This window comes from Erwinia sp. L03-1, assembly GCF_058686115.1.
In genome coordinates this window covers 67,367-88,000 of record NZ_CM178762.1, presented here as the reverse complement: position 1 = coordinate 88,000, position 20,634 = coordinate 67,367, and the positions used below count along the sequence as shown (strand labels likewise).

At 51.2% G+C, this 20,634-nt stretch carries 16 protein-coding genes; 9 read left to right on the top strand and 7 right to left on the bottom strand.

What is annotated here, in order from left to right:
- Nucleotides 1-53: 53 nt before the first annotated feature.
- Nucleotides 54-683 (bottom strand): YfdX family protein, encoded by a 630-nt coding sequence (locus AC4PCC_RS00360; RefSeq protein ID WP_492126028.1) that lies wholly within the window; start codon nt 681-683, stop codon nt 54-56.
- A 239-nt stretch (nt 684-922) separates the two neighbouring features.
- Here AC4PCC_RS00360 and AC4PCC_RS00355 point away from each other — a divergent pair, with 239 nt between their 5' ends.
- From AC4PCC_RS00355 to AC4PCC_RS00345, 3 genes are all read left to right on the top strand, one after another.
- Entirely contained in the window at nt 923-1,495 is a 573-nt protein-coding gene (locus tag AC4PCC_RS00355) for a DUF308 domain-containing protein (protein WP_492126027.1), read from the top strand.
- Nucleotides 1,496-1,522: 27 nt separating this feature from the next.
- Nucleotides 1,523-1,822, top strand: coding sequence for an HdeA/HdeB family chaperone (locus AC4PCC_RS00350; protein WP_492126026.1), 300 nt, complete (start codon nt 1,523-1,525; stop codon nt 1,820-1,822).
- Nucleotides 1,823-1,952: 130 nt separating this feature from the next.
- Entirely contained in the window at nt 1,953-2,195 is a 243-nt protein-coding gene (locus AC4PCC_RS00345; RefSeq protein ID WP_492126025.1) for a hypothetical protein, read from the top strand.
- A 176-nt stretch (nt 2,196-2,371) separates the two neighbouring features.
- Here the strand turns inward: AC4PCC_RS00345 and AC4PCC_RS00340 are convergent, their stop codons facing one another.
- Genes AC4PCC_RS00340 through AC4PCC_RS00330 form a run of 3 tightly spaced genes read right to left on the bottom strand, consistent with a single transcriptional unit; the run spans nt 2,372 to nt 5,830 of the window.
- Entirely contained in the window at nt 2,372-2,959 is a 588-nt protein-coding gene (locus tag AC4PCC_RS00340) for a Slp family lipoprotein (protein WP_492126024.1), read from the bottom strand.
- 59 nt (nt 2,960-3,018) lie between these two features.
- Nucleotides 3,019-4,290, bottom strand: coding sequence for a phosphatidylserine decarboxylase family protein (locus tag AC4PCC_RS00335; protein WP_492126023.1), 1,272 nt, complete (start codon nt 4,288-4,290; stop codon nt 3,019-3,021).
- A gap of 40 nt (nt 4,291-4,330) precedes the next feature.
- Entirely contained in the window at nt 4,331-5,830 is a 1,500-nt protein-coding gene (locus AC4PCC_RS00330; protein WP_492126022.1) for a basic amino acid/polyamine antiporter, read from the bottom strand.
- A 268-nt stretch (nt 5,831-6,098) separates the two neighbouring features.
- On the opposite strand from AC4PCC_RS00330, the gene dalD reads away from it, so the two are divergent.
- Nucleotides 6,099-7,505, top strand: coding sequence for a D-arabinitol 4-dehydrogenase (gene dalD, locus AC4PCC_RS00325; protein ID WP_492126021.1), 1,407 nt, complete (start codon nt 6,099-6,101; stop codon nt 7,503-7,505).
- Entirely contained in the window at nt 7,502-8,032 is a 531-nt protein-coding gene (locus tag AC4PCC_RS00320; protein WP_492126020.1) for a SemiSWEET family sugar transporter, read from the top strand. Before dalD ends, AC4PCC_RS00320 begins: the two co-directional genes overlap by 4 nt.
- Here the strand turns inward: AC4PCC_RS00320 and AC4PCC_RS00315 are convergent.
- Nucleotides 7,956-8,951, bottom strand: coding sequence for an acyltransferase (locus AC4PCC_RS00315; RefSeq protein WP_492126019.1), 996 nt, complete (start codon nt 8,949-8,951; stop codon nt 7,956-7,958). The genes AC4PCC_RS00320 and AC4PCC_RS00315 overlap by 77 nt on opposite strands.
- 395 nt (nt 8,952-9,346) lie before the next feature.
- On the opposite strand from AC4PCC_RS00315, the gene AC4PCC_RS00310 reads away from it, so the two are divergent.
- Complete coding sequence (locus AC4PCC_RS00310) at nt 9,347-9,976, top strand: DNA-binding protein (RefSeq protein ID WP_492126018.1); 630 nt, start codon at nt 9,347-9,349, stop codon at nt 9,974-9,976.
- Nucleotides 9,977-10,354: 378 nt separating this feature from the next.
- Here the strand turns inward: AC4PCC_RS00310 and AC4PCC_RS00305 are convergent, their stop codons facing one another.
- Together AC4PCC_RS00305 and AC4PCC_RS00300 are read right to left on the bottom strand one after the other, a co-directional pair.
- A complete protein-coding gene (locus tag AC4PCC_RS00305; RefSeq protein ID WP_492126017.1) occupies nt 10,355-13,099 on the bottom strand; it encodes a dermonecrotic toxin domain-containing protein in 2,745 nt (914 codons plus the stop codon).
- Between the two features lie 6 nt (nt 13,100-13,105).
- Nucleotides 13,106-13,699, bottom strand: coding sequence for a recombinase family protein (locus tag AC4PCC_RS00300; protein ID WP_492126016.1), 594 nt, complete (start codon nt 13,697-13,699; stop codon nt 13,106-13,108).
- 148 nt (nt 13,700-13,847) lie between these two features.
- Between AC4PCC_RS00300 and AC4PCC_RS00295 the strand changes: the two genes are divergently transcribed.
- From AC4PCC_RS00295 to glyS, 3 genes are all read left to right on the top strand, one after another.
- Nucleotides 13,848-16,895: a Tn3 family transposase gene (locus AC4PCC_RS00295; RefSeq protein WP_492126015.1), complete on the top strand. Its 3,048-nt coding sequence runs from the start codon at nt 13,848-13,850 to the stop codon at nt 16,893-16,895.
- A gap of 552 nt (nt 16,896-17,447) precedes the next feature.
- On the top strand, nt 17,448-18,359 hold the full coding sequence (gene glyQ / locus AC4PCC_RS00290; RefSeq protein WP_067700411.1) for a glycine--tRNA ligase subunit alpha: 912 nt from the start codon (nt 17,448-17,450) through the stop codon (nt 18,357-18,359).
- 9 nt (nt 18,360-18,368) lie between these two features.
- Nucleotides 18,369-20,438: a glycine--tRNA ligase subunit beta gene (gene glyS / locus AC4PCC_RS00285; protein ID WP_492126014.1), complete on the top strand. Its 2,070-nt coding sequence runs from the start codon at nt 18,369-18,371 to the stop codon at nt 20,436-20,438.
- Nucleotides 20,439-20,634 lie beyond the last annotated feature (196 nt).

Below are 20,634 nucleotides of genomic sequence, written 5' to 3'. Positions count from 1 at the left end.
GGGTAATAACACCGGGGTAAGCAGTAAGACGCGCAGCGAGTTTACGGTCTTAGTTAGCGGTCAACGACCACATCGCTTTCCACCACGATGGCATCTTCCGCGTTTTTGAGCATCAGATTGGCTTCGTAATATTTACCGTCATTCAGCATGCGCTGGGCCTCAGTGACATCATGACGCGTATGATTCAGCGGCATCAGCTCCTGGTTTTCCATAATACCGATACCGGTCTCACGCAGCGTCTCCACTGCACCTTTTTTATCACCCTTTGCCAGCTTAGCATTGGCCTTTTTAATGGCTGCTTCTTTCTCTGGCGTTGCAATATAGTTTTCTGACACGGCGATAGCGGCATTAATGATCACATACTTATCATCGATCATTCTGGCTTTATGGTCGGTCTTCTCAAATCGGGTCCAGTCGACGCTGTCATCAGCCAGCATTTTTTGCGCGTCAGCGGTCAGCTTTTTGGCCATTTCAGGCTGCCCCTGAAAGATAGCGACCCGCGCCAGGCGGATATCACGCATGGCGATCATACCCTGGGTGGCGATATTCTGTGCATCGGTGACTTCTTTCTGCAGTGACGCTGAAGCGGCAGCGCTGGACGAGGCTGTTTCTGTGGATGCAGCCCATACCGGAGAGGCCGCCAGCATGGAGGTCAGTACGCCAGCAATAATGATTTTTTTCATTTGTTTGTCCTTCTGAATATTTAACCTGTGGGAGTAAAATACTAATTAATAACGTCGGCTGACGTAATCAGAGCCGGGCGTTGATAATCAGTGATTACGCCTACAGCTGTAGGACAGAACTGAAACCCCTCACCCTTCTCTCTTATTTATCCCTGCTAACGCGTGCATTACCCTGTCAGGGTTCGTCAATACGCCCCCCTGGAACAGGTAGAAAATGATTAATAAAAAAAGGAATGATAATGATAATTATCAGTAATGAGAAACTGAATCAGCTAAGCACTAAAGCATTCGAGCACTATCGACGTTCAGCAACCGTCATGGCTGTTCTGCTGCTTATTTGTGGCATGTGCTGCCTGGTTTATCCCTTTATTATGGGGGTATATATCAGCTATCTGGTCGGCTTTTTATTCGCCCTGTGCGGCCTTTATGCCCTGGGAAGCTGCTTTATCTTTCGCCACCGGGGAAAGAAAGCGCTGATACTGACGGTCATATTTGGTCTGGTATGGCTGATTATGGGTTATTCACTGCTGATCAATCCCGTCGGCGGTATGATTTCGCTGACTACCCTTATCTGCTTTCTGTTTATTTTCGGAGGCATTTCGCGTATCGCCGCCGGGATCAGCATGCGCAAAAGCAGCGGTGCAGGCTGGCAAATTTTAATTGGCCTTCTGGATCTCATCATCGCCGTCCTCTGGCTTTCCAGCAGTGAAACCCAGACCTTCATTATCACCACCCTCTTTATTGGTCTTGAGATGCTCTTTACCGCCTGGGGTATTCTGATGATGCGTCGGGCGCTGCCTGCAAGATTTTAACCCTGAGTAATTAATCCGGAGATCGTTATGAACGTAAAAACCATCCTCTCTGCTTTCATCCTCTGCGCAGCGATTTCAGCCCCATTTTGCAGCGCCTGGGCTGAGTCATCTGCGCCGACGGAGATGAGCTGTAAAGAATTTATCAACCTCAACCCGAAAGCGATGTCGCCCGTCGCCTTCTGGGCGCTGAATAAGGATATTGATTTCAAGGGCGGTGATTTTGTCGATATGAATCAGGTCGATACTGAATATATTCCCAAAATAACCCGTCAGTGTAAAACCAATCCGAATATGAAAGTCGTCGATGCGGTGAAGAACACCGATTAGCCTGCACAGGCTGGTTGTGGCTGGATTTTATTTCGGATCGCTCAGCGTAATAAATCCTCCTGCTGAGTATTTCGCACCTTCTCAGGCCAGTCTTTAAGACTGGCATTTTTTATTAATGGACATAGTTAACATGAAAAAACGCAGTGTCGCCGTCGCTCTGTTATTTATCTTTCTCTTCTATACCTGGTTCTCTACCGACCCGGAGGAACTTCCTCTTACCCCGGTAAAACCGGAACTCAATATGATTAACGAGCCGGAACCCGCTGAGGAAAGTCCGTCAGACCATGTCGTGCATGTCGTGAGACAAGCGGCAGAAAAGGGGCTGCGCGTGATTAATTTTTCCTGGTCGGACCTGACGGAACAGGCATGGTAAATAGAGGTTGAAGGCGTTGCGAATAAATGTTGAAGGGGGCGGGAATTAATATTGAAGGAATCGGGAGTAAACGTTGAAGGGGTCGGGAATTAATATTGAAGGAATCGGGAGTAAACGTTGAAGGGGTCGGGAGTAAAAATCCGCCACGGTTTCCCGTCGCGGATTGGTGTTTATCGTTACCTGACCAGATACGAGCCATCGGCGACCGGATAGACGCCGTTAAGGCCGTCGCCCGGCAGTGGGTAGCCCCACTCGGGCGACCAGGCGTAGCTCATACCGTCAAAGGGGATAAAGTTCTCCTCCTGCTGCCAGACCTGATAACCGGCGACATTTAGCCGGAGGAATCGGTAAGGCGTCTGCCCGATTTTTAGCGGCTCCGTACCCTCAATCTGACCGAGGACCGTAATATAGTGATGGCGCACATTCACCGGATCGATAAAGTTTTTACTGTACGCCAGAATACGTCCCTGATAGCTATCCCCCAGGACAGGTTTCGCCGAACGATTGAGCGGCAGGACGGCAATTTCCATAATGGTCTTTTCAGGCAGGTTAATGACGTTTATTACCTTACCGCCCAGCCGCACCTCACGGCCCTGATATAACGAAGGCGCCTGCGAAATTTTCTCGAATGATGCCGGACCGATCGCCCCCGGCTCGCCGCGTATGCTCTGCGGCACGGAGGCACAGCCGCTCAGGAAAAGAATAACGGACGACAGCACAACGACCTTGAAGGTATGCCTGGCAGCGAAATGAGATATTTTCATAAAGAACTCGTATGCGTGGGTAAGAAAATGCCGGAGAGGATGCTCCCCGGCCGTTGAATTTAGCGGCTAATAATGCGCGCCAGCGCGCTGTTGACGGGGATATTGCTGCTATCCAGCCCCGGCGTCTGCCCCCTGAGGTCAAACTCAATGTTCACCTGAGGTCCGAAAAACAGGCAGTGCGTGGAGCCGCCAAAGTGAAACATGCCGAGCTGATCGCCCTTATGGACGGTCTGCCCTTCATAGACGGTCACTTCACAGGTCGACACTTCGGCCATGCCCACCGCCATAAAGCACATCAGTCCGATGCCGGGATGATCCGCTTCGATGAAGATCAGCGCCCGGCTCGCCAGTTCGGTGATGTAGCCCTGAGAAGCATTCGGCCCGGCCGTGTCTTCCCCTTCACTCAGCGTTTCGGAGTAGTAGGTGCCGTCGATGATGCGGGTTTTAACGACGCGGCCCGAGACGGGCGCATGCCAGCGGTGATAGCTCAGGGCGCTTAAAAACGCCTGATAAATTGTTCCACCCACAAAATGTGATGCCAGCGGATCGTTGTTCATCATAAATTGCAGCGCATAAGGCTGTGATTTAATCCAGAATTTATCCTTCAGCTGAACCTCCTTCGCCAGCCGATAGGGGGCAGATTCGCAGGCGTTAACCACCACATCATCATTTTCCGGCGCGGCTATCGGCCTGACCCCCTCACGAAAACGGCGGGTAAAGAAGTCGTCCCAGGAGGTAAAACCGTGATGGGGAAGCGAAGGATCGCAGATAAAGTCATCCACAAACGTCGGCATCGCCCGGCGCGCATCTTCGCCAAACCAGCCCGAGCGCGGGTCTTCACTGAGTACGGCGGCGCTCTCTTTCGAGCGCAGAAAGACCGCCCACTCATTGAGTATCGCTTTGATATGCTGATTAATGCGCTCGTCGAGGAAGCCACTCCAGCCGCCCTGCGTCGCCATTGACCAGTTAAGGATGGCATTGAAAGGGAAACCGACCAGGCCCGTTTCATCGAACTCCGGGGCATGCGTCATGATGACGTTAATCAGTGCGAGCATATGCTGATAATCGCGCACCTGCGGCAGCCCGGCTGGCGAAAGCCGGTGGGCTTCATCCTCGCTCACTTCATCAAACATTTGCGTAAACAGCATCCAGGCCCTGGGATCGGTCTCGATAAAGGTTTTGAACGCATCGACCACCGGCAGCAGCGGCTCGCGGCTTTCATCCGCTTTACGCATGATTTTCAACATCCAGTCATGCAGGGTCTGCCGATCGGCGGGCATCCATTTCCCCACGGTATAGGTTTTATTACAGGGCTTTATGTCAGTTTTCATTAGAACTCCACTTATAAACGAGCGATGAAATTAAGGTTGATTACGATGGCTGGTAGACCTGGGGCAGATGGCCGGTAAAGAGCATCCACAAACCGACCAGCGCGGCGATGACGATAAGCAGCGCCAGCAGGCCTTCGTTGCGGGTAAACACCGGCTGGTCGGGCGACTGCTCTTTACGGGCGCGGATGAAGACCAGCAGCCCGATGGCATAAATGGCACATCCCACCAGAATGAAAGAGAGCCCGGCGGCATAGACCAGCCAGATGCCGTAAAGCGTGGCCAGAACGCTGGTGACAAGCGCGCCGATGCGGCTGAACCGGGCCTTTTGCGGGTAACCCCCCGTTGCCAGCACCTTCCATAAGAAGGCCGCGGAGCCGATATAGGCAGGCAGGATCACCACGCCGGTGATCGACAGCATGACGTTCCAGGCATTGTGGGAGAAAAAGACCAGCAGCATCGCCGCCTGCATCACCAGGGTGGACACCCACAGCGAGTGCGAGGCGACGCCGTTAGCATTGGTTTTGGCGAAAAATTTTGGAAAGGTCCCGTCTTTGGCGCAGGCCCACGGCAGTTCGGCCACCAGCAGCGTCCATACCAGCCAGGAAGAGAGCAGCGCGATAATCACACCAACATTGATAAAAATACCGCCCCAGGGGCCAACCAGCGCTTTAAGGATCGAGGCCGTGGAGGGCGCCGCCATGGCAGCCAGCTCACCCTGCGAGAAGACGCCAAACGGAATAATACTGACCAGCACAAACAGGACGGTGGCAATGATAAAGCCGAGAAAGGTGGCGCGACCGACGGTACGTCCATCGGCCTTATCGGACATCACCACCGCCCCCTCGATGCCGATATACATCCACAGCGTTACCAGCATGGTGCTTTTGACCTGGTCAAAAATATCGCCCAGCGGCTTGTCCTGTAGCGCGTTATCGCGAAGGTGACCCCAAAAATCCAATCCCATCTGATGGTGGTTAAAGGCGAAGAACGCCAGCACGACGATAAACACCACGACGGGAATAAACTTCGCGACGGTGCCGATGCTATTGAGCACCGAGGTGCCTTTCACGCCGCGCATCACAAAAATACTCAGCGCCCAGATAATGACCGACGCCACGGTGATGGCCTGCCAGCTGTTGCCGCCCTTGAAGTAGGGTGGGAAAAAGAAGTTCAGCGCATCCATTAACAGAACGGCGTAGCCGACGTTGCCAAAGGCCGCTGACATCCAGTATCCCCACGCAATCAGGAATCCGGTCAGCTTGCCGAAGCCCGTGCGGGAGTACATATAGATCCCGGAGGTCATTTCGGGATGCACATCGGCAAGGATCTGAAAGGTTCTCGCCAGGAAGAAGATCCCCAGCCCGGTGATCACCCATGCGATAAGAATGGCGCCCAGCGCCGCCGACTGCGCCATGTTTTGCGGGATATTAAAGACCCCGCCGCCAAACATGGCGCTGATGACAAGTAACGTCATGGCAAGAACGCCAAACTGCTTTGTGGCCTGAGCTTTTGTCGTTTTGGCCTGCTTTTTTACCGCCATTAACTGCTCCTGATAGGGACGAAAATCGTTGTCGGCTATCTTGAACGCAAGCGCGGAAAGTAAATATCAGAGCGCAGTCAGGGGTCTGTCGAATTTGTCCGTGGCCTGTAGGAACAGGCTGACATCAGCATGGCGGTGGCGGTGACTCACCTGTCGATTTTCCTCATTTGCAGGCAATCGTGTTCAGGCTATTTTTTATCCAGTGCTCATTTTGTGCTATTGTTACTGGTAACATCGGCACAATCCGCAAGGGGTTTAAGGAGAAAGTTTGAGTATTGATCTGCACAAAAAATCGATATGGTTGCATCTGGGTTCAGGCGCTTTTCACCGCGCGCATCAAAGCTGGTATCTTAATCAGCTCAAAGAAAAGGGCGATGACCGCTGGTCTCTTTCTCTCGCGAATATCCGCAACAGCGCCACGCAAAAAACCCTGCAACAGCTTGCCCGCCAGCAGGGTCGCTACACGTTGGAAATCATTTCTCCCGAGGGGCAAAAGCAGTATCAGACGCTGCGCGCCATTGAAAACGTCATTCTCTGGGATGCGGGACTGCGTACCCTGGTTGATGAAGCCGCGCGCGCTGAGACAAAAATTATCTCCTTTACCGTCACCGAGGGCGGCTATTTCCTCGATGATGAGGGGCACCTCGATTTGACCGACCACGCTATCGCCTCGGATTTACAAGAACAGGCGGAAACCATCACGCTGTACGGGGCGCTGGTAAAGATACTGCGTGCAAGAATGGCGCGCGACAGCGGACCGATCACCCTGTTGAGCTGCGATAACCTGCGCAATAATGGCGATAGCTTTTATCGCGGATTGATAGCGTTTCTCACGGCAAAACAGGATCCGGCGCTGCTGGCGTGGGCCAGGCAACACACCTGTGCGCCAAACAGCATGGTTGATCGTATTACGCCCAAATTTGACGCAGAGATTTACACGCGCCTGGCGCAGAACGGCATTCACGATGATGAAGCGCCGCTCTCCTGTGAATCGTTTTCCCAGTGGGTGATGGAAGATAACTTTATCGCCGGTCGTCCTTCACTGGAAAAAGTGGGCGTGGAATTTGCTGAAAACGTTACCCCCTATGAGGAGGCGAAGATCCGCGTGTTAAACGCCAGTCACAGCGGCGTGGCCTGGGTGGGCTCCCTGCTGGGTAAACGCTATATTGATGAGAGCCTGCTGCCACAGGTCAGGCAGTGGATGACTGACTATGTTATGCAGGACGTTAGCGCGGCGCTGCCTTCGACCAACATTGATTTAGCGGAGTACTGCGCGACCACGCTGCACAGGTTCAGCAACCCGTGGGTGCGTGATACTAACCAGCGTGTCTCTTCCGACAGCATCGCCAAACTGCACGAATTTATCGTGCCGACCCTCAAAGCCTGCTATCAGCAGGGTGCGACACCCCGTGCGACGCTGATCCTCCCCGCCCTTTATTTCCGCTTTATGCAGCAGCGGGATCGGAAGACGCTGGGCTTTGAATATGAGGATCGCGCGCTGGAAAGCGTAGACTTTGCGGCGATATTCCGCGCCGGGGATCCGCTGGCTGCATTTGCAAAAACGAAAAAGCTGTTCGGTTCGCTGAGTGCACAGCCTGAACTGCTAGCCGATTTACGGGATGCCGTGCAGCGGGTGGATACCCAATTGCAGGTTATGGGGAGAGAACAGGCGTGAAAAATATCCTGATTGTCGCCGCCACGGTGATTCTGGCACTGCTGTCGATCGTTTTCCTCTCGCCGTGGCCGGTTGCCCTTGGCACGCTGGCCGCATGGGTGACCACCGGCTCTTTTTTCCTCCAGGTGCTGCACATCATCAGGAATAAAGATACCAGCGGGCTGTCGCTCGGCATGTGGGCTTCGCTGTTCTTCGGCGTTTCATGCTGGACGTGGTATGGCTTCCGCATGGGCGATATCCCGGTGATGTCAGCCAATGGGCTGACGGCGCTGCTGGCACTGGCGGTGATCCTGCTTAAGCTTTATCACGAAAGGCCGGGGAAAAACCGCATACGCCGCAGGCTGGTTGCCATGCCAGGCGTGATCCTGCGGCCACGCATCAGTAGCCTGCGCCCGCTTAAGACCCGGACGGCGGCGAATCACCGTAAAAATAAAGCGTCGCCGTCGCGCGTCAGCTCACCAGACGCCGCTTATCAATCCGGTGCAGAAAAACGCCCAGCAGCAGGCTCCCCGTCAGGGCGACCGTAAATACCAGCGGAATGTCGAGCAGCGGATGGCGGGTATTATCCAGGCCGTGCGTGCGCATGTAGTGAATAAACAGCGCATGGAAGCCGTATATGGGCAGGGAATAGCGCGAAATCGCGGCGAGGATCGGTAAAGGCCGCTGATTGAGGCCGTTCTTAAACAGGATCAGCAGGCTGACAGCGGCAATAAATACCACCGGTCCGCAGTAAAGATACCAGGTATCGGCAAACGCGCCGTTGATCGCCATCTGCTTTTTCGTTCCCATCGCAATGCCGGCAACGCTGGCGATAAACACCAGCCCGGCGAGCCAGCTGACACCGCGACGGCTGGTATCCATCATGCCAATGGCACGGCCAAACAGCGCGTAAAGCACGTAATAGAAGCTGTCTCCGCTGATATAGAGGTTCAGCGGCAGCCAGTGCACCCGCCCAACCGACTGGTCAACGGTATTAGGATTCGCCAGCACCGCCAGCACCAGGGTGACCATCGCCAGATACCCCGCTGTTACCGGCTTGACCTGAATCAGCGGCGACAGCAGATAGATGCCGATAATGGCAAAGAAAAACCACAGGTGGTAAAACACCGGCTTTTGAAACACATATTTAAGGGATAACCCTTCGCTAATCGGCGTCAGCCAGGTGATATAGGCCAGCGCGACCGCGCTGTAAAACGCCAGACAGAGGGCAATACGCAGAAAATGCCGTCCCTGCGCGCTACGCTCGCCGAAAAACAGATAGCCGGAGAGCATAAAAAAGATCGGTACGCAGACGCGCGAGGCGGAATTAAGCAGGTTGGAGAGGTCCCATGTTCCCTCGCCGACCACCGGCGCATGCGTGACATACCAGGTGGTGGTGTGGATCATTATCACCATCAGACAGGCCACCGCGCGCAAATTATCTATCCAGCCGATCTTATCCTTCATTTCTGTTCTCATCTGTCCTCTTGTTGCGTCAGTGCGTCAGTGCGTCAGTGCGTCAGTGCGTCAGTGCGTCAGTGCGTTAAGAGGGTAGCCGGGCGGCGATCGTTCAACAAGGGGTCAGTTTGGAGATCGGACATTATTGTACATTTAGCGCATTATTTAACCATATGAGCCTGTAATGGATTGATTTATTAAGAGTGGCTATCGCTTTTAAATTATCACCTTAGCGGTATCGCATTTAGGTTATCCGATTAAACAAAATCCACGGAAAACGGCGTATAGCGCGGGAGTACACCCTATTGCGACAATACCATCTGTTCAATCTGTATATTTTCACGTCGCTTTAGTTTGACACTTTACCCATATGTGACTATTCTAAGTGTCAAAGAGAGGTAAATATGACTAGCACAATTCAAAAAGAATGCCACAAACCACTGTCCGCAGAGCAAATGGCTGTGTTTGACCGCTTATCAAATTTGGCAGTCGAGTTAGTGGCAAAATTAGCTGAAAAAAAACAGCTAACTACCGCTCGCGGCATGACAGATAACGAGCTGGCTAAACTCTTTTTTGAAACTCAATTAGACCGGTCTTCTGAGATGTCACCGCGTGAAAAACGCAAAATGGATCATCTAAATGATAGCGCGGTCAAATTTGCAGAACGCTTGAAGAGACTCGGCGGAACATGTCGGGCAAGTAAAGCAGCTGACATCCTCGGAGTAAAAAGACAGACAATTAACAATCGACTAAAAGCAAAAAAATTGCTGGCAGTGCAGGTAGGGGGCGAGAGCAAATTCCCGACATTCCAGTTTGACGGAAAACGCATGGTTGATGGGCTGGAAGAAGTTTTATTGTTGCTGGGAGATTTTAGCCCAGTCACTAAAACCTCGTTCTTGACTGCAATGTATTTTTTCGATGATGAAGAAAATTTAAGTGTCATCGATGCACTGAAAAAATACGGCACGGCAGGTGAACACATGAAAGAGATCCGCAAACAAGCCGCTCTCTTCGGTCATCAGGCATCCCACTAAAAAGGCCCCTTAGGGCCTTTTATTTACGAGTCATCTGCACTCACATCAAACTGTAGCGTTTCCACCACAATTTCAAATCCATCAATGTCTTTTTCCTGCCAGTTTTGAGGAAAATTATCTGGGTTCGAATCAACATGGGGTTCTACGCCGGAACCGCCGAAATTTCCGTTACCCCAGTTTCAACCCGGCAACCAGCACACCCAGAACAATAATTTCATTGCTGCTGCCCTTTCATCAAAACATGCTGTCAGGCCACCGGCGATATCTGTCTGAGGCGAGCCAGAAGCAGGTCCGGGTGTTACTGGTTTCTTCATATCTCTGCAATAACTGTAACAGCAGGGCTGAGTTATATTAAACTGAACAGCCAACCATATAGGGTCAGTTATGTAGTTGTCCTGTATAAATATCAGAAGATGGAATATCTCCTTTATACTTAACAGCACCTATTATAGTGACACTCTTCCCTTGAGTATTAATAGTGGCTTTGGTGATTATTTTTATTTTTTCACTAGGATGAATCAGTATATGATCGATAAGAAAATGGTTTCCTGCAATTTTCTTTGGAATGTCTTTATCATAAACGATTAAAATGAAATCATCTCCTATATCAGCATGCTCTTTGATATAGTTTGAATTAATCCAATCTTTTGCATTATTAAGCAGCGCAGATGAACTTGAAAATCCCTTGTCAGCAACAATATCTCCAACATCCAGTGATTCTACTCTTTCGCGTGGCATGACCATTATTCTATATGAAAAATCATCATAACTATTCAGCTCATTGTATGCTTCACCTAACTCCACTGCCTCTCTTGCATATTCCCCAGTGCTTGTATCTTGACCATATCTTAAGTAATTGTTCACCCCATCATTCCCCGCCTCAATGTAATCATCAAGAACTGGTTTATCTTCAACCATATTTGAAGCCAGGTATGATAACTTTTCAAAATTATCTTCGAACTCATTCAAAGGAGTTTCTGAATCTTCCCAGTGCTGTAATATTCTTTTACATTCATTATCAACTCTTTCTTCCATAAAAACATCAGACGGTTCATAAGATTTAAATTCGATTATCTCCTCTTCCGGAGATACACTGTCAGAACACATTTTTCCCAAAACAGCCCCGCGTTTCACTCGAAAACAATCTTTCTCTTTATCATATTCTATTTCACCTTCATCTATTATTTTTTCTCTCTCAAAGTCAGTTTTCTTTTCAAGAAATTGATCTTCATATCTCATGATTTCACTCTCAAATCCAGATTTTACTTCTTTTATGAAATCATACCCTTCCACATCAGGGAGTTTTATCGTTTTATCCAAGAGTACCATCGATATCAGATTGACTGCATCATATTTTATTTTTTCCCATTCATTTACTTTTTCCTCATAGGTGTCAGCATCTATTAAATGTTCAATATGTATTCCCAATGATAAAAATGGTGACACCGGATTAGGTATTATGTTTGATGCATCAATAATATCTTCCCACATATCTCGCCTAACCTCATCATCAGACTTGATCAATGAGTCAAGGTCGGAAAGTGTTTTATCCTTTATCTGGTTATGCAAAAAATCGAAAAAATGTTCAGGCGGAACTGGCGTAGACTTCATTGCCACTCGATCATAATAGTCATTGTTTTTATAAATTGACCTAAGCCACTCATCAACACCATAGTAAAATGTTCCGTCCTGTCTATTGGCTATTGAAAAATGGGATGCTATTTCATCCCGTCGCTCTTGGTTATCACAGGCGTACGTTACCCACGATCGCATTTCAAAATCCCCACGGAACTTTATAAACTTAGCATCACCATTAGGTAAATATAATATCACATTTCCGTTGTCATTGTTTTTAAAAACAAAAGCATTTGCTGCTGTATATCCATTAATATCAAAAAGAGTTACACTTACATTATTATTTAGCACTCCGACACCACTGAGAACATCCCTTGCAGAGTCATTGTCAATAGAGCTAATATCAAGATCATTTATCAAATCAATGATATGTTTTTTTATGTGAGTGTCTTTATGGTTATCTAATGAATCTATTACTTTCTTTTTTGCGTAGTTATAAAAATCTATATCCCACACCAAGTCAATAAATTGTGTTGGTTTTATATTTATAGCATCCTTTGCATTATATTCATCACTCGTTTTTATCGATGAATCATAGATGCCGCACATTGCATCCATGTCAACAAGATTAAGTTGAGTATTTTTATCGAAATTTGTAAAAAGATATTCAGTCAGAGATCTGTTTTCCCGAGGTTTTGATTGGATTTTTTTGTCACCATTATATAATACCTCAGCGAAATTAATAAAATTAACTTTATCAGGATCGATATCCATATGAAAGCGTGTTTTTATCTTTTCCCTGAGAATGTTGTGGGCAAGTTTTTTCAAATGAATATTTATTGATTCATATTTTTCATTGAAGTTTACCAGTGCCTGTTTACCGTTATCGATAAAATTAGTCCCTAAAGACTGTCTCGCGACGCTGTAATAATTTTTATTACCCTCAATATTTTGTACACTATCGCCTTCTTTTCCTGTGTATTGATTTTTATTCAGAGCAGCCGCTTCTGCACCCGGAAATCTCAGTGGGTCATGCCGGGCTATAAACTGACCTGTTTCATACAGAGCATTGGCAAGCGGACTCAGCATGGTACTGAAGCCATTACCGCTGTTATCTGAATGCGCTGTATCTCGGGAAACTGGGGGGGACACGCTTCTCTCTGAGGTGAATGCGGAGATATCAGTTGTTGATGAAACAGGGATACCATCAAGTCTTACCTGGCTCAACAGCATCAGCAACGGTGCGGCCAGGCCCTGCCGCGGAGATGTAGTCTGGTAAGATGGTCTGCTCAGTTCTTCGTGAGAATTGACTGCTCTGTTAATGCTGCTTCCTAAATGGCGTATCTCATCCGGGATGGCAGAACGGTCTGAGTTTAGGCTTTGGGGCTGTGTTGTGGAGCTTCCCCTGATATTATCCTGAAGCTTATTCTGATAAGTTCCGGCTGAAACTCTGTGCTGCGACGCTGATACTGGCATGATTAAGTCCTGTTCCATGTAAAAATGATTTAATCGCATATCCGTGCCTGTATTACTTTCAATTAATAACACTTTCGCTTATTTACTCCCTTCCGGTGGTGTCCGACTCCGTATTAACGTCCGGTATACTGTTGGCCGTGATACTGAAAACAATTCAGCCAGGTCGCTAATCGAGTACTGCCCGGTTTCATGCATCCGGCACAGCTCCTTCTGTTGTTTATCAGACAACTTTGGTTGTTTTCCCCGTAATTTACCTTTCGCCCGGGCAATGGCCATTCCTTCCCGGGTACGCAGGCGTATCAGGTCGCCTTCAAATTCCGCGAAAGTCGCCAGCACGTTGAAGAACATTTTCCCCATCGGGTCTGCCGGATCATAGAGGCTGGTTCCCAGAGCAAGCTTCACACCTCTGAGTTGCAGAGCGTCTGCGATCTCCCGGGCGTCAGGAACTGAACGGGCCAGGCGGTCAAGCTTGGGAACAACCAGCGTGTCACCACTACGAACAGCGGCCAGCGCCTGATCCAGACCGGGCCGCTGCCGATTTGAACCGGTCAGTCCTTTATCGGTATAAATCCGGTCCGGGGATACACCCAGGCTGACCAGGGCTTCCTGCTGTGTGGCCAGATCCTGGCGGTCAGTTGAACATCGGGCATAGCCAATGCGTATTTCAGTCATAAATATGTACGTATAGGGGGCCGTCAAAGAGATTGATACCGTACCAGTTATATGAGACAACGTCAGCAGTGATTTTCTCTGAAGCGCAAATTTAATTTTTACCGTCCGCAGAGCGATCCTCTTACGGACACGATTAATCGGGGTCAGGATGACAACTCGTGGCAAAGCAACAGGCAAAAGTGAACGACTGGCCGTTTTAAATAATGCCGAGCAGGAAGCGCTGTATGGTCTCCCTGATTTCGATGATGCACAGCGGCTGGAATTCCTGGCGCTGGATGAATCTGAGCTGGCACTGGCCTGTAGTCGTCAGGGGCTTCACGCTCAAATTTATTGCATCCTCCAGATCGCTTACTTTAAAGCCAAACACCTGTTTTTCCGCTTCGGGTGGAGTGATGTTAAGGATGACTGTAATTTTATCCTGAGCCGTTATTTTCACGGTGAGCCACTTACTGAGCAGACCCTCACTAAGCATGAGCGCTATGCTCAGCGGGAAAAAATTTGCGCCCTTTACGGTTACCGACCGTGGTCATCTGCACTGTTTTCACAACTCGAATATCAGGCCATTCACATTGTTCGTCGTGATGTGACTCCTGGCTTTGTCGCCACGGAGCTGATCATATGGCTCAACGAACATAAAATCATCCGCCCTGGTTACACCACGCTCCAGGAGGTGGTGAGCCGGGTTCTTTCTGATGAAAGGCTGCGGCTGGGGCATATTCTGGCGGAGCGGCTTGATGACACGACAATTACCGAATTGGATAAGCTGATTGAGCGTGATGATACGCTTTCCCGGCTCGCGGTTCTCAGGCAGGATGCGCGTGACTTTGGCTGGCGCCAGATGGTCCACGAACGGGAAAAACGGGCTATCCTGGAGCCACTACACCGCAAAACCTGTGACATCTTACCGGCACTGAATATTTCCCAGCAAAACCTGTTGTACTATGCCAGCCTGGCAAATTTCTATACCGTTTACGATCTCCGCAACCTGAAGGCCGGACAGACCCGCCTTTACCTGCTGTGCTATGCCTGGGTTCGTTATCGCCAGTTCAGCGACAACCTGGTGGACGCGATGTTTTTCCATATGAAACAGCTTGAGGATGAAAGCCGCAGCACGGCTAAACAACTTATGGCTGACGTGCAGGAAAAACACCGACGCGAAACATCCAAAATCGGGCGTCTGCTGTCGCTTTATGTTGATGACAGCGTTCCTGACCCCACGACCTTTGGTGAAGTCCGCCGGCGTGCCTGGAAAATCATGCCACGGGAGGCACTGAAAAGTACTGCGCAGCGCATGAGTGTAAAACCCGTCAGCAGACTGGCGCTACAGTGGCAGGCCGTGGACGGTATGACAGCATTAATCCGTCGTCACCTGCGGCCATTATACCTGTCACTCGACCTCACCAGCGTGGTCCGGGACAGTCCGTGGGCTGAGGCGCTGCACTGGCTCCGAATGGTGTTCGACAAAAAGCAGACACTTTCGCAGCGGTCACTTGAGGAATGCCCGCCTGAAACGTTACCCGCACGGCTGCGTCCATATCTGCTGGAATACGGTGAGGATGGTGAACCCACAGGCCTGAATGCCGGCCGCTATGAGTTCTGGCTCTATCGCCAGATAAGAAAGCGTTTTCAGGCGGGTGAATTCCACCTCAATGACAGTCTCCGGCACCGCCATCTTTCTGATGAGCTGGTACCGGAAGGGGCACAGGCAGCAGTGCTGGCTGAAATGAACATCCCATTTTTGCAAAAGCCGATTAAAACGCAGCTAAAGGTGCTGGAGTCCGAACTGCACCGGCAGTGGAAAGCCTTCAACCGTGAGCTGAAGCAGGGGAAGTTAAAACATCTGGAATACGATAAAGAAACGCAGAAGCTGACCTGGCATAAATCAGTGGTCAGTCGTAATAAGGAGCAGAACAAGCGTTTTTATGAGCAACTTCCATTCTGTGATGTGACCGATGTTTTCCGCTTTGTTAACGAACAGTGCCGATTTCTTCATTCTATGAAGCCGCTACAACCCCGTTATGCCAAAAAAGAAGCGGATGCAGACAGCCTGATGGCGGTCATCGTTGCGCAGGCGATGAACCATGGTAATCATGTCATGGCGAGAACCAGCGATATTCCGTTCCATGTTCTGGAAACCACGTACGAACAGTACCTTCGCCTGGCGTCGTTGCTGACGGCCAATGACTGTATCACCGATGCCGTAGAAGCACTGCCGGTCTTTCCGCTCTATTCGTTTGATCCGGAGACTCTTTATGGAGCCGTTGACGGGCAGAAATTTGGTGTTGAGCGTCCGACAGTGAAAGCCCGGTATTCACGTAAATATTTTGGTCGCGGTAAAGGCATGGTGGCTTACACACTGCTGTGTAACCACATCCCAATCAACGGATACCTGATTGGCACAAACGACTACGAAGGTCACCATGTCTTTGATATCTGGTACCGTAACACTTCAGCAGTGAAGCCTGCGGCCATTACCGGTGACATGCACAGCATCAACAAGGCCAACTTTGCGATCCTGCACTGGTTTGGCCTGCGATTTGAACCTCATTTTACTGACCTGAACAGACAGTTGTCGGAGTTGTACTGTACCAGAGAGCCCTCGACATATAAGAAGTGCCTGATTCAGCCTGCCGGACAGATTGACCTGGAACTTATTACCCGTGAAAAAAGCAATCTCGAGCGCATTGTCGCCACGCTGGGGCTGAAGGAAATGACGCAGGGAACGTTGATCCGCAAATTATGCACATATACAACGGCTAATCCGACAAGACAGGCGGTATTTGAATATGACCGGCTGGTTCGCAGTATTTACACGCTGAAGTATCTGCGCGATCCCCAGCTGGAACGAAACATCCGCCGCTCCCAGAACCGGATTGAATCTTATCACCAGCTCCGTGCTGCCGTCGCCAAAGTCGGTGGAAAGAAAGAGTTAACCGGGAAAAATGACATTGAAACAGACATCAGTAATCAGTGCGGACGGTTGATCTGCAACGCGATCGTTTATTACAACTCAGCGATCCTGTCGCGATTACTGGAACGGCTGGAAGCAGAAGGCAACGATAAGGGCATTGAGGCTTTGACCCGGATATCGCCAGTGGCCTGGCAGCATATCTTGCTGAACGGGCATTATACCTTCCAGAGCAGCAATGAAATTATTGACCTGGATGCACTGGTTGCCGGGCTGAAACTGAGGTAACGGAAATTTCGGCGGTTCCGGCGTAGAACCCCGAACACCTCTGTTTCTTTCAAAAATTATTTGCGCCATACATTCACCATTACTGGGATATAGGGAAAATTGATTGGCCTAAGTGCTTGCCCGTAAGCCACTTACCTTTTTAGGGGCATACGCATCTTAGGTTTTGAGGAAAGTAGTTTCAACTATATGATTTATATGACTTATAATTAAGAGAATTGACAGAGAGAAAGGGCAGAGAGAGCAGCTAATTTGTGAGAAATCGGGGCCTATTTAACATATGGCACGGGAAACGGCATATAGCGCGGAAGGACGTCCTGTTGCTATAGTTAAGCCTGTTCAAAAATCAGGCTTAACGAAGCCCTTATAGTACAATAATTTCCGATCTCCAAACTCACCCCAACAAGCCTCAAATCATAGAATTCAGACTGGGATGATGCCGCGCCAGAGTCCGGTCTGAATAAGGTTGTCCGCGACTGCGGGCTGACTAACGCCCGGTCAAAGGGTATACTGACGCCCACTTTTATCACCTCTCGTATCGCGTGCGAATTCAAAATGCAAAAGTTTGATACCAAGACCTTTCAGGGACTGATCCTGACCTTACAGGATTACTGGGCGCGCCAGGGCTGCACCATCGTTCAGCCGCTGGACATGGAAGTGGGGGCGGGCACCTCTCATCCAATGACCTGCCTGCGTGCGTTAGGGCCAGAGCCGATTGCGGCGGCCTACGTTCAGCCTTCACGTCGTCCTACCGATGGCCGCTACGGCGAGAACCCCAACCGCCTGCAACATTATTATCAGTTTCAGGTGATCATTAAGCCCTCCCCGGACAACATTCAGGAGCTTTATCTCGGCTCGCTGAAAGAGCTGGGGATGGACCCTACCATCCACGATATTCGCTTTGTGGAAGATAACTGGGAAAACCCGACGCTGGGTGCCTGGGGGCTGGGCTGGGAAGTGTGGCTGAACGGAATGGAAGTCACCCAGTTTACCTACTTCCAGCAGGTCGGCGGCATGGAGTGTAAGCCGGTGACCGGTGAAATCACCTACGGCCTGGAGCGCCTGGCGATGTATATCCAGGGCGTGGACAGCGTGTACGATCTGGTCTGGAGCGACGGTCCGCTGGGCACGACCACCTACGGCGACGTGTTCCACCAGAACGAAGTCGAGCAGTCCACCTATAACTTTGAATATGCCGATGTCGACTTCCTCTTTACCTGCTTCGAGCAGTATGAGAAAGAGGCGCAGAGCCTGCTGGCGCTGGAAAAACCGCTGCCGCTGCCGGCCTACGAACGCATTCTGAAAGCGGGTCATACCTTTAACCTGCTGGACGCGCGTAAAGCGATCTCCGTAACCGAGCGTCAACGCTATATCCTGCGCATTCGCACCCTGACTAAAGCCGTGGCTGAAGCCTACTATGCGTCGCGTGAGGCGCTTGGCTTCCCGATGTGCAATAAGAAGAAATAAGAGGCCGCCATGACTGAGAAAACTTTTCTGGTGGAGATCGGCACTGAAGAACTCCCACCAAAGGCCCTGCGCAGCCTTGCCGAATCCTTTGCCGCAAACTTTACCGCTGAACTGGACGCCGCTGGCCTGACCCACGGCGATGTGAGCTGGTACGCCGCGCCGCGCCGCCTGGCGCTGAAAGTGGCTAACCTGAGCGCCGCTCAGCCGGATCGTGAAGTGGAAAAACGGGGCCCGGCCATCGCCGCCGCGTTTGATGCTAATGGCGCGGCCACCAAAGCCGCCGAAGGCTGGGCCCGTGGCTGCGGCATCACCGTCGATCAGGCCGAACGCCTGAGCACCGACAAAGGTGAATGGCTGCTCTATCGCGCCCACGTGAAGGGCGAAAGCGCCCAGTCGCTGCTGCCTGCGATGGTCAGCACGTCCCTTGCTAAACTGCCCATCCCCAAGCTGATGCGCTGGGGCGACTCCGACGTGCAGTTCGTCCGTCCGGTGCATACCGTGACGCTGCTGCTGGACGATGAGATTGTTCCCGCTACCATTCTGGGCGTCACGGCGGCGCGCACCCTTCGCGGCCATCGCTTTATGGGCGAGCCTGAATTCACCCTTGACCGGGCCGACCAGTATCCGCAACGCCTGCTGGAGCGCGGCAAAGTTCTGGCCGATTACGAGGCGCGTAAAGCGCAGATTAAAGCCGGGGTGGAAGCCGCCGCGCGTGAGATTGGCGGCATCGCCGATCTGAGCGAAAGCCTGCTGGAAGAGGTCACCTCGCTGGTTGAGTGGCCGGTGGTGCTGACGGCGAAGTTTGAAGAGAAATTCCTGGCGGTTCCGGCCGAAGCGCTGGTCTACACCATGAAGGGTGACCAGAAGTACTTCCCGGTCTACAACAGCGCGGGCGAGCTGCTGCCTCACTTTATCTTCGTCACCAATATAGAGTCGAAGGATCCCCAGCAGATTATCTCCGGTAATGAAAAGGTGGTGCGACCGCGCCTGGCCGATGCCGAATTCTTCTTCAACGCTGACCGCAAAAAGCGTCTGGAAGATAATCTGCCGCGTCTGGAAACCGTGCTGTTCCAGAAAGAGCTGGGTACGCTGCGTGATAAAACCGACCGTATTCAGGCGCTGGCGGGCTGGATAGCCGGGCAAACGGGTGCCGACGTCAACCACGCCACGCGCGCCGGTTTGCTGTCCAAATGCGACCTGATGACCAATATGGTGTTTGAATTCACCGACACCCAGGGCGTGATGGGCATGCACTATGCGCGCCACGACGGTGAAGCAGAAGACGTTGCCGTTGCGCTTAACGAGCAGTATCAGCCGCGCTTCGCCGGTGATGCGCTGCCGTCTAACCCGGTGGCCTGTGCGCTGGCTATCGCCGACAAGATGGACACCCTGGCCGGGATCTTCGGCATCGGGCAGCATCCGAAAGGCGATAAAGACCCCTTCGCCCTGCGCCGCGCCGCGCTTGGCGTGCTGCGTATTATCGTCGAGAAGAAACTGCCGCTGGATCTGCAAACGCTGACCGAAGAAGCGGTGCGCCTCTACGGTAGCAAGCTGAGCAATGCAAAGGTGGTCGACGAGGTGATCGACTTTATGCTGGGTCGCTTCCGCACCTGGTATCAGGAAGAGGGCCACAGCGTGGATACCATCCAGGCCGTACTGGCGCGACGTCCCACGCGTCCGGCTGATTTCAACGCCCGTATGCAGGCCGTCTCACACTTCCGAACCCTTGATGAAGCCGCCACGCTGGCCGCCGCCAACAAGCGCGTCTCCAACATTCTGGCGAAGGCGACCGAGCCGCTGAACGACAGCGTGCAGGCCTCGCTGCTGAAAGAGAACGAAGAGATTAAGCTGGCGACCTATGTTTCTGCCCTGAGCAGCAAGCTGGCGCCGTGGTTCGCTGAAGGTCGCTATCAGGATGCGCTGGTCGAGCTGGCGCAGCTGCGTACCGCCGTCGATAACTTCTTCGAGAAGGTGATGGTGAATGCGGAAGATCGTGACGTGCGGATCAACCGCCTGACGCTGCTGGCGGAGCTGCGCGAGCTGTTCCTGCAGGTTGCGGATATCTCGCTGCTGCAATAGGCCCTAAAGGCTTAGCGTGATGACGTAAACATAAACGGGCGGATTTTTATCCGCCCGTTTATGTTCAGCATGACGCAGTACCCTCACCCTGTAAGGGTACATACCTGCCTGTGGCAGCCTGTCACTGCAATACGTCACCTCCGCTTACAACTCCTCCTTGCCCCCATGGATACAATTCTTTACCCTACGCCGCTTT

What these genes read in the sequence shown, in the direction of transcription:
- AC4PCC_RS00330 (WP_492126022.1), bottom strand. Translation starts at nt 5,830, where the DNA reads ATGGCGGTAAAAAAGCAGGCCAAAACGACAAAAGCTCAGGCCACAAAG.
- AC4PCC_RS00350 (WP_492126026.1), top strand. Translation starts at nt 1,523, where the DNA reads ATGAACGTAAAAACCATCCTCTCTGCTTTCATCCTCTGCGCAGCGATT.
- AC4PCC_RS00315 (WP_492126019.1), bottom strand. Translation starts at nt 8,951, where the DNA reads ATGAAGGATAAGATCGGCTGGATAGATAATTTGCGCGCGGTGGCCTGT.
- AC4PCC_RS00300 (WP_492126016.1), bottom strand. Translation starts at nt 13,699, where the DNA reads ATGACTGAAATACGCATTGGCTATGCCCGATGTTCAACTGACCGCCAG.
- AC4PCC_RS00355 (WP_492126027.1), top strand. Translation starts at nt 923, where the DNA reads ATGATAATTATCAGTAATGAGAAACTGAATCAGCTAAGCACTAAAGCA.
- AC4PCC_RS00295 (WP_492126015.1), top strand. Translation starts at nt 13,848, where the DNA reads ATGACAACTCGTGGCAAAGCAACAGGCAAAAGTGAACGACTGGCCGTT.
- glyS (WP_492126014.1), top strand. Translation starts at nt 18,369, where the DNA reads ATGACTGAGAAAACTTTTCTGGTGGAGATCGGCACTGAAGAACTCCCA.
- glyQ (WP_067700411.1), top strand. Translation starts at nt 17,448, where the DNA reads ATGCAAAAGTTTGATACCAAGACCTTTCAGGGACTGATCCTGACCTTA.
- AC4PCC_RS00335 (WP_492126023.1), bottom strand. Translation starts at nt 4,290, where the DNA reads ATGAAAACTGACATAAAGCCCTGTAATAAAACCTATACCGTGGGGAAA.
- AC4PCC_RS00360 (WP_492126028.1), bottom strand. Translation starts at nt 683, where the DNA reads ATGAAAAAAATCATTATTGCTGGCGTACTGACCTCCATGCTGGCGGCC.
- AC4PCC_RS00345 (WP_492126025.1), top strand. Translation starts at nt 1,953, where the DNA reads ATGAAAAAACGCAGTGTCGCCGTCGCTCTGTTATTTATCTTTCTCTTC.
- AC4PCC_RS00310 (WP_492126018.1), top strand. Translation starts at nt 9,347, where the DNA reads ATGACTAGCACAATTCAAAAAGAATGCCACAAACCACTGTCCGCAGAG.
- AC4PCC_RS00340 (WP_492126024.1), bottom strand. Translation starts at nt 2,959, where the DNA reads ATGAAAATATCTCATTTCGCTGCCAGGCATACCTTCAAGGTCGTTGTG.